Below are 15,520 nucleotides of genomic sequence, written 5' to 3'. Positions count from 1 at the left end.
CGCTCTTTCGGGCATCAACCGAATTTTTTGCAACAGAGCCCTCGAAGGTGAGGCCGTCGTGCTCGATGAACAGGGCCGCTCCGATTTCGGCGCCTTGCAGCAGGCGCTCGGCGGCCGCGGCAGCAACCGAAGTGCCGGGGAAGCGATCTTCTTCGCCTTCGACGTCATGTACCTCGACGGGCACGATCTCCGGCGAATGGCGTTCTCCGAGCGCCGGCAGATGCTCGAGAGCATCATTCCGGCGGACAGTTTCGGCGCCATCCGGCTTTCCGAAGCGATCGAAGCCGATGGTGACGAGCTGTTCGCGTCAGCCTGCGAGCACGGGCTCGAGGGGCTTATTGTCAAGAAGCTCGATGCGCCCTATCGATCGGGCCGTCTCGGTGACTGGCTCAAGATCAAATGCGTCCGAAGCGACAGCTTTTCCATCATCGGCTATGAACCTTCCGCGGCGGCGCTGGGCGGTATTGGCCGATTACTGCTCGCCGCTTATCGCGGCGACGATCTCGTCTATGTCGGCGGCGTAGGCACCGGGTTCAAAGAGAGCGTGACAATCCGTCTCCGGCAGGATCTCGATAAGATCAAGACGGCGAAACCGCCCGTCGAGCTTAAGCGCAAAGGCGCGATCTGGGTTCAGCCGACCCTAATCGTTGAAATCGAGTATCGAGCTTGGACGCACGATGGAAAACTTCGGCACGCCTCATACAAGGGCCTGCGTGAAAGACAGGATAACGCGGCAGTCTATCGAATTGGCGGGGAATCGGCATGAAGGGCATTTTCGAAAACATTAGTGATCCGGATAGCGCCGCAGAAGCTGCGGTCGAGTTGTTTGGCGCAAAAGCCGCGACCGCTGTCGCCTATTGCGCTCTTCAAGCTCGAACTGACCAACGAAACGAAGACTACAAGTTTTGGTTTGAGACTTTCTGTCGTCTGACCGGGCTGCCATCAATGCACATCGCACATTAGCCGGTTGTTCGTTGCGAGCGCCTTGAAAGGAATCGAACTGCAAACACGTCGTCCAATTTAGCAAGCTATTGATATTTATGAAAATACTGTGTTGAAGCATTACATGGGCCATGTCGGCGTCGATCCGTCTGAAACTCTAATCTCCGATCGCCCAGCCCCACGTTTTTCGACGCGGACCTGCACGGCGATCCGCTCGATCATGGCGGCGACGTGCGTGATGACACCAATCTTTTGACCTCTACCCTGTAAGGTTTCCAGCGCATCTACTGCCAGGTCGAGCGTCTCCGCATCGAGCGATCCGAAGCCTTCATCGATAAATAGTGTGTCGACAAAAGAAGATCGTCCTTCGAGACCTGACAAAGCCAGCGCCAGCGCAAGGGAGACCAGAAAACGTTCACCGCCTGACAGGCTTCGGGTCCCGCGGACCTCGTCGCCCATGTCTCGATCAATGATATGCAGAGTGAGATCGGAAGCTGCCCCCCGCGCGAGTCTATAGCGGGGGGTCAATGCGTGGAGGTGATCGTTCGCCAATTGCACCATGTGGTCGAGTGTGATGCTCTGCACGAAGCGACGGAAGCGATCACCGCTGGCCGAGCCGACAGCATCGTCAACTGCCTGCCATATTGCGAGTTCCGCTTTCGCGGCGTCGATTTCCGCAGATAGATTTGCGGCGGCGCGGCGTGCCTCGTCGTCTCGCGCGAGCGTAGCAGCAAGCACACCTGTTCGTTGTTGCAAGTCTCCGATTTCTGTTGCCAATGCCGCAACGACTGCGCCCAACGCCTCTGCATCGGTGGTCTCGTCGAAACCTTCCAACGCCCGGTGTAAGTCATTCTGGCGCGTAAGCACTGCGGTACCGGCATCGTTCACGCCTCGGTCGATCTCCTGAATTCGGACCCGCAACGCTCTGGTCAAAGCTGGGTCGGTTGCGATCAGAGCGGCAACCTGGTCTGACGAGCGAGCAATATCTAGGCACGCAGCGTTGAAGGCCTCTTCGGCTAAAGCACTGCGGCCTTTGGCGGTCTCCAATCCAGCGGCGGCCTCGTCGCAACGAGCGCCGGCCGCCTGGAACGCTGCATCGGTGGCGGATTTCGTCTCGCGCGCGAGCGCGAGCGCCTCACGAGTGGTCCGGCAAGCCTCATTGATCCGAGTCCGGTGGCTTGCTGTCGCCTCGCCATCGAGAAGTTGAGCTCTGGCGCGCGCCTTCTCTCCCTCGGCCATGCGACGTTGATCAAGAAGAAGTGCCGTCGTCGACACCTGCCCCTGCGCGTGCTCAAGCGAGGCGCCCGCGGCTGCACGCTCGGGCGCCAAACGCTGGAGCGTCATTTCAAGTTGGCCAACCTGTTCGCGCAGGGCAGCATACTCCGTCCCGATTGTTGACAGCGTAACGCTAACACCGGCGGGATCGACATCGAGGTCGTCGACGGCCAGACCTGCTGCAGCGAGAAACGGCGTGATTTCACGGCGAATGGAAATGAGGCGCTCAGCAAGGCCCGCTGCCTGGACCGTGTACTCAGTTGTCTTCAATTGCGCGGCGTGGAAATCAGAACGTTTTTGGTCGATGGACCGCGCGGTTGTCTCGATCGCCTCGCCGAGCGCGTCATGCTCCCGTTGCAAACCGTCGATCTCAGTCCGAAGATGGCGCGCATTTGCGAGTGGAGATGCAATGGCTGATCGTTCTGCGATCGCGACTGAGATATGGGCCGCCAGTTTCGACGCAGCTTGGTCATCGAGAACGGGAGGTACACCCTCCTCGATCCCAGCCTTCGTGCAGAGATCGTTCAAGGACGACAACTGTTCGCCATAAGCGCTATTGGCAGCCAGAATTTGTCCGCGCGCCACATCGATTCCGCGGCTTGTCTCCGTCTGGCGAGCTTCTCCAGCGGAGAGCGCGCGCGTTGCAGCGTCCAATCGCTGGCCCGTCGTGGTCAACGCGGCATCGAGTTCTTCGCGTCGGCGGCGAAGCCTAGCAGCAATTTCATTCAGCGCGCTGGGATGCGCAAGATGCGGATGGTCGGTGCTGCCGCAAACCGGACAGGCCAAATTTGGTGCCAGCAGGCTGCGCAGATGAATGGCCTCAGATGAGACAGCCTCGTCGGCGAGCTCTGCAATTGGAACAATTTCCGCACGTGCGGTCCGATCGCGGAACTGGTCCGCTTCGGCTTCAACAATTTGGCTTTTCGCCGTGCTTACCTCTTGCGCCGCCAGCGTGTGTTCCGATTCTAGCAGTGTTAGATCTGCCGATGCTCGAGTATGCCGGTCGCAGACGGTACTTGCCTCGCGCAGAGCGTCGAGCGCGCGCTGCAGATCGATGTCTCGTTCGTGGAGCGTCGCCTCGTCGATGCCAGCGAGACCGGCTCTTCGATCAGCGATTTCACGACTTAGGCCATTCTTTCTCTCACGATGCTCGGTGAGCTTTTCCAACAGGGTGGTTATTTCACTTTGCAATTGCGTCGCTGTTTCTTCCGCTCCAACGGCCGCCACCGTGACTGTAGCGTGTTCCTGCTGGAGCGCTCCCCGCTTCGCCAACAAGTCCATCGCATCGCCAAGACGATCAGCAAGAAGAACGCGATCCGATTGATTGCTTAATTGCGCCGCGGTTGTGCGGTACGATTCTGATGTCTGACCGAGAGCCTGATCAATCATGGCCAGCGCATTGGCCTTATCGCGCAGTGTAGTTTCCGCTTGCTGCGATTTTTCCACCGCATCGTTAAACTCCGTCCGAGCTGTCGTCAGCTCGGCGTCGAGCCTTTCGGCTTCGCTCCAAAGGGGACCGAAGTTCTTGAGGACGTCTTCTGCCGCTACGTTGGCGGTTACCGCGTCCGCCAGTTGCGTTGTAGACGCTGTATCCAGCGTCCGCGCTTCCTCGCGCGCAATGAGCAAGCCGTCGAGACGGGTCTTGGCCTCCGCTGCCGTCCGTCGTGCATTTTGTACATCACCCGCTAGCGGACGAAGCGGCTCGACGAGATCGAACTCGGCAAGAGATTGATACTCATTGCCGGCTGCTTCGCGTGCGGCGCGCGCTGCGACCGCCTGGGCCTCAGCCCGTGCGAGATCGCCGCGAGCAGCAGCGACGCGCTTGAAATGATCCAATCGCTCGCTCTGTTGATCGCGGTCAGCACCTTTTTGAGCAATGGTCGAAGCAAGCTGGCTTTGCTCCTCCAGCAGCGCCTGCATGGCTTCGTCATCAAGAAGTCCAATGTCGTTCCGACGCTGCTCCAGTTGCTCGACAATTCTTCGTCGTGCGTCGGTGCCATCATGAACGCGGACCGAGATCGCTGCGTAGATTTCGGTGCCTGTGATCTTCTCGAGCAATTCCGCACGCTCGCTCTCGGCGGCGAGCAGGAAGGCATCAAATTCGCCTTGTGCGAGCAGCACCGTTCGACGAAACTGATCGAACGTGAGGTCGGTTCTCGCCTCTACGGCCTCGCGGACCTGAGTCTTGCCAGTTGCCACCGCACTGCCGTCGTCAAGTCGATACAACGCGCGCTGCTCATTCTGAAGCCGCCCATTTGCTCGCCCCCTCGCCCGATTGGCCTCCCAGCGGACGCGGTAGCGTTCACCATCCTGGCCGACAAAATCTACCTCGGCATATCCGCTCCCAGCGCCGCGACGCAGGATCGCCCGGCCATCATGAATTGAAATTGCCTCTCCGCTGGGATCGGGGGTATTTTCACGACGGTTAACCGAGACGCGTGGATACTCGCCATAGAGCGCGAGGCAGAGCGCGTCGAGGATAGTCGATTTCCCGGCGCCGGTCTCGCCTGTGATGGCAAAGAGACCCGAACCTGCAAGAGGCTCTGCGGCAAGATCGATCTCGAAGGGCGCGGCAAGACTTGCCAGATTCTCGCCGCGGATAGCCAATATCCGCATGGCTATGCCTCCGCCCGTGCCCGGTGGAAAACATCCAGATGAGCGGCATCCGGGGCCACCCCGAAGGTGCGTTCGAATGCAAGCTTGAACAGATCCTCGGGATCTCTTTCCGCTAGCCGGATCATAGGATCGGCGAGGGTCACGTCATTTGATACCCCGGGGATTGCCGCGACCCGAGTATCGACGATGCGCACCGGAAAGCTCTCGGCGATGCGGTCGACTTCCTCTCTGAACCCAGGCGATAGCCCTTCGCGGGCCAGTCTGACTTGGACGAATGGCCGTTCATGAATCGGTGGATCCGATGTGAGGTCCATTGCTGTCAGATGATCGCCGAGTTCATTCAAACGCATATCGCCCGCCTCAGGAAGGCGGACGAAGGGAACTGGCCGATCAATCGAGATATGTTCGGATAGAACCGTTGTACCGTCGAGGCTCACAAGAGTGACCCCATGCGTGTAGGGCAGCTCCGTCGCCGACAAAGGGATCAATGAACCTGAGTAGCGGACAGTATCACGACCGATAGCCTGAGCCTTATGCAAGTGGCCAAGCGCCACGTAGCTCGCTTCGGCCGGGAACACGTCATACGGCACGGCATGGTGACCACCGACCAGAATTCGGCGCTCCGCGCCTTCCGACTCGATTCCGCCCGCGACATGGAGGTGTCCCGTTAGGACGAACGGTAGACCATCCATCGGCCCCCGTAACGTATCGACCAATTCGGCATAGAGGCTTCGCACGCCGGCAATGACGGGCGAGCCTACTTCACCATCCAGCCGCGTCAAATTCGGAAGGCACGCTGCGGTTGGATAGGAAACTGCAAGCACATGAGCGGCCACCGCACCGCTTGCGTCAGCGATAGGAACGAGATGGCGTGTGGCCTCGACCCGCCCTTCACGCCGCCGAACATTGCCTACGACGCGGATGTTGAATGCCTCCAACAAGGGCCGCGGCGCTTCCAACCGACCAGCGGCATCATGGTTGCCGGCAGCGATCACCATAGCCATGCGCGGATGTGCGCGGCTCAGCCGCACGAGCGTATTGTAGAAGAGCTGTTGCGCTTCCCCGGAGGGATTTTGGCTGTCAAACACGTCGCCGGCGATAACGAGGGCGTCGACATCTCGCTCCACGACAATCTCTTCAAGCCGCTCAAACACTTTACGGTGCTCGTGCTCCCGCGAGAACCCGCGTAAAGTTTGACCGATATGCCAATCAGCCGTGTGCAGAATACGGATCATTCTTCCTCCGGCAGTTGCACCGGAGCAGAGCCCGACCATGCTTTCGAAATTGAGTCCCAATCGACGTTCCGCTCTTCGGCCAGCGTCCAAACGTTCCAGAAATCCGGATCTGCCGATTGCGGCCTCTGTGCATCAGGCAATTCGTCCACCTCCACCAGAACCGGGATCGGCGCTGCCCAACCGAGGAGAACGGCCTGCCTGGAAGGCAAACTCGGCAGCTCACGTAAGAGTCCACCGACATTGTCGGGGACGAGGCGTGCGACGAGATTCTGGTCCGCATCATTGACGATACGGTGCAGCAGAAACGTGTTGCATTGGGCGAGAACCGTTGGAGAAAGCTCTGATGGTCGCTGCGACGAAAGGACGAGCCCGAGCCCGAACTTGCGCCCCTCGCGGGCTATACGCTCGAACACTTCGCGGCAGAGCTGGGTCGGAGATGAGGCAGGGCCGTCATCTTCCTTGCCGCGCCGAACGAATGTATGCGCTTCCTCAAGAACGAGGACTGTCGGCAAGGTCTGGCCCTTCGGATGGCCGCGGCGGTATCTCTGAAGCGATTCGAAGATCAGCCGCGCCAAAACGGACACAACAATGTGGACGATTTCGGATGGGACGAGAGACAGATCGACGACCGCGATCTGGCCGTTACTCGCGCCATCGTCGCCGACATAATCTTTCAGCCAGGTTTCGAAGGAAGTTGGCGGGTCGCGACCAATTACGGCGCCGAGCCGCTGATCGGCGAGCATTCCGCGAATCCGAAGTCCGAGCGTGGAGATAAACCCTGCGAGGTTACCTCCCTGCTCGGTTGCCACCCGGTCAAGATGTTCGGCGAGAATGTTTACGTCAAAGAACTGTGGAGCGTCCTCACTGCTGAGGGCTGCGTGACCGATATCCGGCAGCGTCTGAGCCAATGTATCCAGTGCGCTGCGGATCGTTTCCAGGTCGGAAATCGCAAAATCGTTGAAGAAATTTCCAAATCGTCGGCTATCGATAATCCCTGTGATCGTGGTGGAAATCGCGGCAAGAGCGCCGCTAGCTGTATCGAGGGCCTCCCCGCCAAACTGCGAACAATCTGACGCGATCGTTTCAAGGAACCGCGCGCACTCGAATCTCGGTCTCGGAGCCCCCGCGAAGGCCTGCGTGCCGGTGTTCAACATCGCCGATATCCGGATCGAATAGGAACCGAGGTAGCGGCGGATCATCGCCTCTCTGGGCACTCCCTCCGTTTGACCGGCCTTTAGCTCCCGCAGCCCCTGCATAAGCAACGGGCGTTGCGCCCCTGGTTGGGCGTGAGCGACCGCGGTCCACTCGTGCCCACTCCAGAGCCACGCAGGGACATCGAGCGGCCGCTCTCCATCTGCAACGGGTGGAACGCGAAACAACCGCAGCTCGTCTCCGCGATCAGCGAAGGCCCTGGCGTATTCGCCATTTGGATCGAGGATGATAAACCGCGCGTTGGGCACACCCGTCTTGCCGGCATCCTTGATGGCCTTCTCTGCGGCCTCCATGGACCATCGAATCAGGCCCGCTACCGTGCATGATTTACCGCTGCCGGTGTTTCCCAATACCGCCAGGTGCCGGCCGAAAAGCTTGTCAGGGTCGACCATGATGGCCGCGTTCGATGCCATCGGAGAGGAGCCTATTCTGACTCTCTTATCGCCGTCCCTCGCGCCTACGATGGCTTCGACCTGGGAGGGCGCCGGAATGAGAACCTGGTCTCCTACCGACGGAAATGCGACAACGCCACGGGAGAGTTCGTATACGGTCGCTCCCGAAGTACGATCGCGCCGGGATGTCAGCGTCCCGACCGGAGATAGCGACATTTTCCGCAACGGAAATGGCAGATCGATCAGGCCGAAATCTTTGAGGCCAGCGCGCTTTGGATAAGGCGAGCGCTCGATCCCAATCCAGGTGATGTAGGCAACCGTCGCACCGGCTTCATTGGGTATGAGCACGTACCCATTGAGGCGCGGAAACCCGGCCGGCACTCCGGCGTTCAACGCCGTGGAGTGCGGAGCGTCCAGCTCAAGAAGCACCCTAATTTCGTCAGGCGCGATCGACTCGACGACACCGACGACAAGACCCGACAAACGTTCGATTGGAGTCGTCATGATCGCCTCATACCGCACCGGTTGAGGACGCTGGAGGTGCCGCCGCAGGTGGATCGCTGGCTTTAGGATCGCCCGGACGATGCTTCAACAGTTCCGTCATTCGGCCGGATATGTAATCGAGCGCCGGCTTTGGCAGGTAGTTCGCGACCAATGTTTCAAGATCTGCAAAATGCGAACCGATCAACAGCGAGACCTGTGCATCTCGCGTCTTTTCAATGAAGGCTTTGAGGCGATCATCAGCCTCATAGGCCATGATCACCAAATGGGTTGACGGGATGGTGAGCATATCGAGCAGCACTCGATTCACATGATCGTCACCGAAGCCATAGCCGTAGGTCACGACAACCGCGTTGGGTCGACAGACCGCGGCTGCGAAATCGCGAAAGAGCTCTGCATAAGGATATTGGGTTGTTTCGACGTCCTTCGCGGGATTGGGATAGATCATCACCGTATCGACGGGCTTTTTGGGAATGTCGGTATGATCCGCAGGCGCTCCGAATGGGATGCCCTTGCGATAGATCCGCCGTTCGTCCTTATCGAAAAACCAGTCCAGTGAGCCGTGGAGCTTGGTCAGGCGAATGACGCCCTCCATGAACCGGGGCTCTCCTCGGATGCCGGGTGGATTATAGTGGACGTCAACTTCAACGCGCGATGCCCGAAAGACCGGATTCAGCGCGCCGACGAATCTGTCGATGATCCGAAGACCCGCAAAGTCGCAACCATGTTCGATTAGGCGGTCGTAGTTGGTTGTGAAGACGTGCAAGCGCTCGCGAGACGCAGCGCGGCTCGCAAAACTCAACAGGAATGATTGCAGAGCTCCTTGGGCAGCATCCTTCGACGCCGGATTCTTTCCGACGACAATCCCGCTTTCCGTCTTCAATAATGAAGTGAGAAAGCCGGACATCTGAGCATCAATGCCGTCCTTGAGGGTTCGCTCTGCCGCCTTGTCGATGACTCCGAGGCCGTCAAGCAGAGCAAGAGCACTTCGAAACTGATCTTCGATGTTTGCCGCACCTCTTTTCATGGCCGTCGCTCCGGCCTGGGCGTGCGCATCGATGGCGACGTCATACGTAGTGCCAAATGTAACCTTGGCCATTCCGGTGGCCCCTACGCCCGCGATGTAACCGACCGCGGTGGTGAACCCGCTGCCAAGCAGCAGATTGAGGTGCTCGGCTTGGAAAACAGCGGAGAGCCATGGCTCGATGTGCTTTCGAGCACTATTGATCAAGGAGTCCAGTTCATCGGGGTCTGTCGGCAGATCGTCCCAGGCGCCTATATGGCTGCCCACGCGATAAAAGTGTTTCGTATCCATACTTCCCCCCGAGACCGCGATCGCGGCCCTTTTCTTCATCAATTGCGCCACTCGGCACGATGTAATTTGTCGTCCCGTTATGCCTCATCGATTGCTGCTCCCGGCGACCAGGGCCCGCTCGGCGGCCAGACTCGTTCTTCCTTCAATCCGACGACCAGCGGTATCAGGAAGACGCGAAGATCGGCGATGGTAACGGCGAAAGCATCAGGTGCGGCGACCATCCGATCGCGGCCGAGAAAGGCGCGCCATCGAGCGGCCCATGCCTCCGCGAATTCGTCGGTCAGGCCAACTGGAATATCGGATGGAAGAGCCGTTCCGCGTCGTTCGAAAGTACGCTGGACGGCCTCGACAAGAGCGGCCTGGCGAAGCCCGAATGTTCGGGAAATCACCCAGAGATCATAGAAGTCCTTGAGCCGGCTATTGGCCACGCCGAGCGTTACGAGCGCTTCGAATTTCTCAGCCACCACAGTTTCGACCGGATATGCGCGAAGGCGCGGCGTTGGGGCGTCCAGCAGGGTGGGATAGTCGATCTCGACGGCCGCGGGTGTAATGGCGTCGCCGAAACCAATGTCGACCTGGATCGGAATACGCGCCCCGGCGATAGTTGCGGTTGTGCGAACCCGCACGCCACCATATTCCACCTCCTCACGGATCGGAGCCGCGATCAGCGCGGCAACATCAAACCTAACACCGTCATCGGTGACCGGCTGCGCGCAAATGGCCCGGAAGGTTTCGGCAATCGCCCCGGCATCGCCGTCGCCGTGGCCAAGCAGGTCCAGATCGCGTGTAGGCCGAAACGGATCGGCGACCCAGGTCACGAAGAGCATCGCACCTTTGAGGATGAAGCGGTCGCGGTGCGGCGACGCGCTTAGCCGGTAGAGCAGACGCTCGAGCGCATATCGCGTCAGGAGAATCTGGAAATCCGATCGCTCGGCACGTGCTCGATCGAGGAGCCGCGCTCGCACTGATGCGCCGATGTTGCGAGGCTCACGCGGCATCAGACACCATTGCCTCGACGTAAGGACGCATGATCGACCAGACCCGCGCCTTACGCGCGTAACGCCAGATTTGATCCGGTTTGCATCGGCGACGGCGGAGACCCTCGCGCAGTCCCTCCATCGCGACGTCGAGGCCGATCTTCGTCCGGTAGCGAAAGCAATCGACAATTGTCCTCGCCGGATCCGTGATGGGAACGTCGACATTCTCGATGCGGTGACGCTCGACCCCTTCGGTCAGTGCCGACCCAGTGAAGCGCACGAACCGAATAGGGGGATAATCGATCTTGGGCCGCCAGGCGGCACGGTCGATCGCCATCCATACAGCCGACGGCATCTGCAGCGTCAGTTCGTGGTATTGGAGGGCTGAGGTTAGGCAGACCACACCCTTCGGAACCAGAACCGCCGCCTCAGCCAGCGTATGAGCAGCCTCGACGTGTGCGTCGGGGAGTTGATAGAGGCCACGTGCCGGGCGGATGACCGCCTCCTCCCGGACAAGGCGCGCAAGCGTCTCCGGGCCGATGCCTTCGGCAACGAACTCCTTCAGCCGGAGCATGCCCCGGGCTTCTAGGAGTTTCAGTGCACGGAGCCGCTGGTCGCTTTTGGATGACATGGCTCGTGACGTTTCCTATGCCCTTGCAGATTAAAGCAGAGGTTTTATCACGCGACGACGTGCGTGAAAAGTTTGAACATCGTCTTCAGGCTCGTAAATTTCGCTATCTAGAACTGGAGCATTGGTGGAGCGCCGGTTAGCTCCAAGAATTTCGATAAAAAGCGTTCACGGCTTGCTACGGGCGACAGGAACCTAACTTCGATATCTGCAGGCCTGATGTTCGACGGCCGTGCCCAATAATCTGTCCCTTCGGGCATTACCTGTGCTTGCTCCGCCGCCAGAACTCTGAGGTCTGCTCGCTTAATCTCAGCCCTGGCATTCAAGTCAAGATGAAAGCGGCTAAAAATAGCAGACTCGACATTCGACTCGATTTCTTTGTATTGGGGCAACAATTGCTTCAGAGGTCGGGTAATGTCCCCGAGGAACGCCTCAGCTGCGTCATGTAGGAGAGCTTCAAGCTTGTAGTTTTCAACTGCTTCGCTGACGTAGAGAGAATGCTCAGCGACAGAATAGAACTTCTTACATTGACCCGCGTAGCGACAAATATTCGAAAGACCCTGTGCGATATCAACAATTGTAAAAGTGCTGTTCCATGGATCTAACAAATCGAACCAGTTACCGCTGGCGAGCATGATACTAGGGCCCGATTTTACTTTGATAGCGATGTTCGGATTCATGACGTCCCCTTGCGAATCACATCAACGCTGCTACCTATGGTGATAATCATTCACTCTGAGTCGAGGAGCAAGAGTTGAAAGCGATAATAGTTCTTTCAGGCCCAATTGCCGTTGGAAAAACCTCTTTCTCCGATGCCTTCAAAAAACGCTACCCAGCAGATAAAGTTTCCACGCGTAATTATATCATGAAGGTTAAGGGCGTTGCTGACGATAGGGCAGCACTTCAGAAAGCTGGAGCAGAACTGGACGCCGACACAAACGGCAGGTGGATCGCCGATGCCGTCGAAGACGCGCTTCCTATGACGACGCAGGAATACCTGCTTGTGGACTCAGCCCGCATTGTAGGGCAGGTTGATAGCCTGAGAGAGCGCTTTGGCGCTGATCGCGTCCATCACTTTCATCTCACAGCTCCCTACGAGGTTCTCGAAACGCGTTATCTTTCGCGTTCAAGAGATATAAGGGAATTCGAGACTTATGCCGAAGCCTGCGAACACCCAACCGAGGCTTCTGTTGATGCGCTGCGGGCAATCGCGAATGTGGTCGTCGACACAGGGAGTTCGGATTCATCTTCCTGCGTGACTTATGCGACCGCTGGCCGTCTGAAAGCGAGCTCAGCCTATACCGGATATGTTGACGTCTTCGTCGGGGGACAATGGGGAAGCGAGGGCAAAGGCAATATCTGCGCCTTGCTGGCAACAGAATACGATGTTCTCGTGCGTGTAGGCGGGCCAAACGCTGGACATAAGGTTGCAGACCCAGCTTACACATATCGCCAACTCCCGTCGGGGACTGGCTCAAACCAAAATGCGCGAATATTTCTCGCAGCGGGCTCGACTATTTCGCTGCCAACTCTTCTCAAGGAAATAAATGATCATCCATGGTTAAAGACTGAGGGGAGGCTTTCCATCGACCCTCAGGCGATGATCATTGAACAGGGTGACATCGACATTGAAGAGAAGCTTCTTGAGAAGATCTCCTCTACTAAGCAGGGTGTCGGCTCCGCAACTGCGCGGAAGGTTCTTGGCCGTGGCGCTAACCTTGAATGGGGTCCGCAGGTCAGACTCGCACGCGATATTGAAGAGCTCAGACCCTACCGGAAAAGCGTTCGCGTCGAGATCGAACATGCCCTTGCAGGAGGGCAACGCATCATGTTGGAGGGCACGCAGGGCACCGAGTTAAGTATTCATCATGGAAGCTACCCGCACGTCACTTCGAGAGAAACCTCAGTCGCAGGTTGCCTCTCAGATGCTGGTGTACCGTACAATCGGGTACGCCGATCTGTCCTCGTAGCACGCACTTATCCTATTCGCGTAGGCGGTCCCTCCGGGCCGATGGGCGTGGAGATGACACTTAGCGAAATCGCCAAGATTTCGGGCGTGCCGCTTAACGAGATCGACAAAACGGAGAAAGGTAGCGTGTCCGGCAAGACCCGGAGAATCGCCGAAATCGACTGGGAAAAAATCAGGATGTCCGCCTACGTCAATGGCGCAACTGACATAGCTCTCACCTTCGTTGACTATCTTGGCGTCGAAAACCGATCGGCGAAAACTTTCAATAACCTATCTGAGAAAGCGCAACGTTTTATCAGAGATGTCGAGCGAGTTTGTGGTGTGCCCGTGTCCTTGATCTCGAAGGATTTTGGAGTGACGGGGCTTATAGACGTAAGAGAATGGAAATGACTGAAGAAGAACTCATCTCGTTGTACCCGCGGCTATATCATATGGCCCATGATGGGGCTTGGCCGGCGATTCAGCAGCATGGTCTTTTGAGCGCGACAGCTCTGTTGGATCTTTACAAGATTACTGGGGGCGAACGGTACGCACTCGAGTCTCAGCGCAGGCCAGAGTCCGTACCGCTGAAATCGAAAAATTTGCTTGGCGCCGTCATCCGCGATCAAAAACCAATGCAGGATCACTTGCTTCAACGTTGCCTCAAAGACGGCCTAACTCCAAAAGATTGGTACGAAATTCTGAACTCGCGGAGCTTTTTTTGGCTCTCTGCTGCACGTATTTGGCGGCTCTTAAAGGCTAAAGCCTATCGCGGTGCCCCACAGACAGTTCTGACTATTGATACTGCGCGAGTGGTCGCTGCACACCGAGATCGTATTTGGCTCAGCCCAATCAATAGTGGTTCAACTCTCTTTAAACCACAGCCCCGAGGCAACGGGACGTTTCAACGGGTCTCTGAGTTCCCGTACCATGATCGATCGAAGTCGCGATCAAAAGAAAATAACGTTGTCGAGCTTGTCGTCGACCATTCAGTGCCTGATCTGGTCGACCATGTCCTCGCAGTTCACAAGGTGGAGGGGGACAAAGTTCTTGGGGAGATTTGGCGCAGCGCCCGCGCGACTGACGCTGACCGGCCTTAGTCCTCTCGTTGTGTAACGGTTTTTCTCCTCGCGGGATACTTTGCCTTTCGCAGGAGATCCGCGATATGGCTTGTGAGGCCGACTTCGCCGGTAACAATAATACCCTGTCCTTCGACGAGCCGTCCAAGCAGGCCTCTCAATTGCTCGATTCCCGCCGCAACGTCGAATTCAATCCATATAGAAGCGTCGCCGGGGACGATCACGTCGGCCTCGGTAGAGGTCGCACCACAATGCAGTTGGACAATCCAGACGATATCACCATCATGCACCCATTCAAATCTCACGGGTCCTAACCGGTTAGATAATGCTGAATATGTAGCTTGAACGGCATCCAGCACAAACGATGGCAAAGTCTCAGGCAACTGCAGCCCAAGCATGAACTGGTCGCCTTCCCCTCTGCGGCCCTCAACGATGACTTTACCCCTCGGACCAGCTAACGCGGCGCCCGAAAACCTCGCTCTGACAGCCGCTTGGCACAAAACAGACCGAATGTTTGAACCTTCCGGGTCTTCCTTCGCGAGCAGCATAAAGGGATCCTGCCAGCCTTTAACGGTAGTATATAACCCCGGTTGGGGGTCTGTAGGCGAAGTACGGGTCCATACCTCATGAGAACCGGTTTCTTGGCCAAACGTAAATGGAGCCGTTCGTCGACCAATGACTGTAGTTTTTGGCACGGGCATCCCTAATGCGGAAGCAATCATCAGGCCGAAAGTCTTGTCACCTAGATGCCGGCTAAAATTGTTTGGCCAGCTGAAAGCGGCAGGGAGAAAGCCCGCGTCAGTAACCTCGTATTCCCATAAAATGGTGTGCTTCTGATTATAACCCCGTGGCTTCGGGTGAAGGCTGAACTCGGCTCTAGCGTTGTCAGGAAAATTGAGATCAGGCGCAAAACCATATACAGTTTTCAACACCTGCGAAGCGATCGAGATCGGCAGAGACGCAATCCCCGGCTTTTCCACGCAACGCGGCGTGTCGTCGGGAGCGAACTCGACAACCTGTCCCTGGACGACTCCCGACACGCCGCCATCGTGTATATCGATTGTTTCGTTCACGATGAGATGAAGCTCCAGAGCGGCTAATCGCTCAAGAACCGCCAGAACCTCTTGTACGTCTTTTAGGCCGTAAACGAACTCTCTGCTTCGGGGACTGCTCGGTTCATAACTCCTAACGTTGACCATCTTATCAGAGCTATGCTCCAAAAGCGCATCAACCGCCTCTCGTGCACTCAAAAATCGATGGTTAGCCTCGAAGCCGGAGACGCGACTATAACTTTGTGTAAGAGCGCCTTTTCCGTTCGGTCGAAACCCAACAAACTGGGCCACGTTCGCCGTTGCCGCAAGCGCGTTCAGAATCTCGTCTTTGTGCAGCACCATCGCAAA

Annotated in this window: 11 protein-coding genes and 1 pseudogene; 4 read left to right on the top strand and 8 right to left on the bottom strand. The window is 57.6% G+C overall.

Annotated elements, in window-relative coordinates; genetic code table 11:
• Window positions 1-40: 40 nt before the first annotated feature.
• Together ligD and QA648_RS32260 are read left to right on the top strand one after the other, a co-directional pair.
• Window positions 41-766: pseudogene (gene ligD, locus QA648_RS32265) on the top strand (non-homologous end-joining DNA ligase); the annotation flags it as partial.
• Window positions 763-963: a hypothetical protein gene (locus QA648_RS32260; protein WP_260305930.1), complete on the top strand. Its 201-nt coding sequence runs from the start codon at window positions 763-765 to the stop codon at window positions 961-963. The pseudogene ligD and the gene QA648_RS32260, both read left to right, overlap by 4 nt.
• A 99-nt stretch (window positions 964-1,062) precedes the next feature.
• Here QA648_RS32260 and QA648_RS32255 read toward each other — a convergent pair whose 3' ends face one another.
• The 7 genes from QA648_RS32255 to QA648_RS32225 form a co-directional block, all read right to left on the bottom strand.
• Window positions 1,063-4,833: an AAA family ATPase gene (locus QA648_RS32255; RefSeq protein WP_283054560.1), complete on the bottom strand. Its 3,771-nt coding sequence runs from the start codon at window positions 4,831-4,833 to the stop codon at window positions 1,063-1,065.
• 2 nt (window positions 4,834-4,835) lie between these two features.
• Window positions 4,836-6,068 (bottom strand): exonuclease SbcCD subunit D, encoded by a 1,233-nt coding sequence (locus QA648_RS32250; protein ID WP_283054559.1) that lies wholly within the window; start codon window positions 6,066-6,068, stop codon window positions 4,836-4,838.
• A complete protein-coding gene (locus QA648_RS32245; RefSeq protein ID WP_283054558.1) occupies window positions 6,065-8,176 on the bottom strand; it encodes a DUF87 domain-containing protein in 2,112 nt (703 codons plus the stop codon). Before QA648_RS32245 ends, QA648_RS32250 begins: the two co-directional genes overlap by 4 nt.
• A gap of 7 nt (window positions 8,177-8,183) precedes the next feature.
• The gene (locus tag QA648_RS32240; RefSeq protein ID WP_283054557.1) at window positions 8,184-9,527 is read right to left on the bottom strand and encodes an SIR2 family protein; all 1,344 of its coding nucleotides are present in this window, start codon (window positions 9,525-9,527) and stop codon (window positions 8,184-8,186) included.
• A 38-nt stretch (window positions 9,528-9,565) separates the two neighbouring features.
• On the bottom strand, window positions 9,566-10,486 hold the full coding sequence (locus tag QA648_RS32235; RefSeq protein WP_283054556.1) for a nucleotidyl transferase AbiEii/AbiGii toxin family protein: 921 nt from the start codon (window positions 10,484-10,486) through the stop codon (window positions 9,566-9,568).
• Window positions 10,476-11,096, bottom strand: coding sequence for a type IV toxin-antitoxin system AbiEi family antitoxin domain-containing protein (locus QA648_RS32230; protein ID WP_283054555.1), 621 nt, complete (start codon window positions 11,094-11,096; stop codon window positions 10,476-10,478). The genes QA648_RS32235 and QA648_RS32230 overlap by 11 nt, the downstream gene beginning before the upstream one ends.
• 107 nt (window positions 11,097-11,203) lie before the next feature.
• Window positions 11,204-11,773 (bottom strand): hypothetical protein, encoded by a 570-nt coding sequence (locus QA648_RS32225; protein WP_283054554.1) that lies wholly within the window; start codon window positions 11,771-11,773, stop codon window positions 11,204-11,206.
• A 74-nt stretch (window positions 11,774-11,847) separates the two neighbouring features.
• Between QA648_RS32225 and QA648_RS32220 the strand changes: the two genes are divergently transcribed.
• Window positions 11,848-13,452, top strand: a complete 1,605-nt coding sequence (locus tag QA648_RS32220; RefSeq protein ID WP_283054553.1) for an adenylosuccinate synthetase — start codon at window positions 11,848-11,850, stop codon at window positions 13,450-13,452.
• Window positions 13,449-14,141: a hypothetical protein gene (locus tag QA648_RS32215; RefSeq protein WP_283054552.1), complete on the top strand. Its 693-nt coding sequence runs from the start codon at window positions 13,449-13,451 to the stop codon at window positions 14,139-14,141. The genes QA648_RS32220 and QA648_RS32215 overlap by 4 nt, the downstream gene beginning before the upstream one ends.
• Here QA648_RS32215 and QA648_RS32210 read toward each other — a convergent pair.
• Window positions 14,138-15,514, bottom strand: a complete 1,377-nt coding sequence (locus QA648_RS32210) for a hypothetical protein (protein ID WP_283054551.1) — start codon at window positions 15,512-15,514, stop codon at window positions 14,138-14,140. The two genes, QA648_RS32215 and QA648_RS32210, sit on opposite strands and share 4 nt — an antisense overlap.
• Window positions 15,515-15,520 lie beyond the last annotated feature (6 nt).

Origin of the sequence: Rhizobium sp. CB3171, assembly GCF_029714265.1 — a bacterium.
Taxonomy (GTDB): Bacteria; Pseudomonadota; Alphaproteobacteria; order Rhizobiales; family Rhizobiaceae; genus Rhizobium.
The sequence above is the reverse complement of the archived record's forward strand: the minus strand, read 5'-3'. Positions and strand labels throughout refer to the sequence as shown.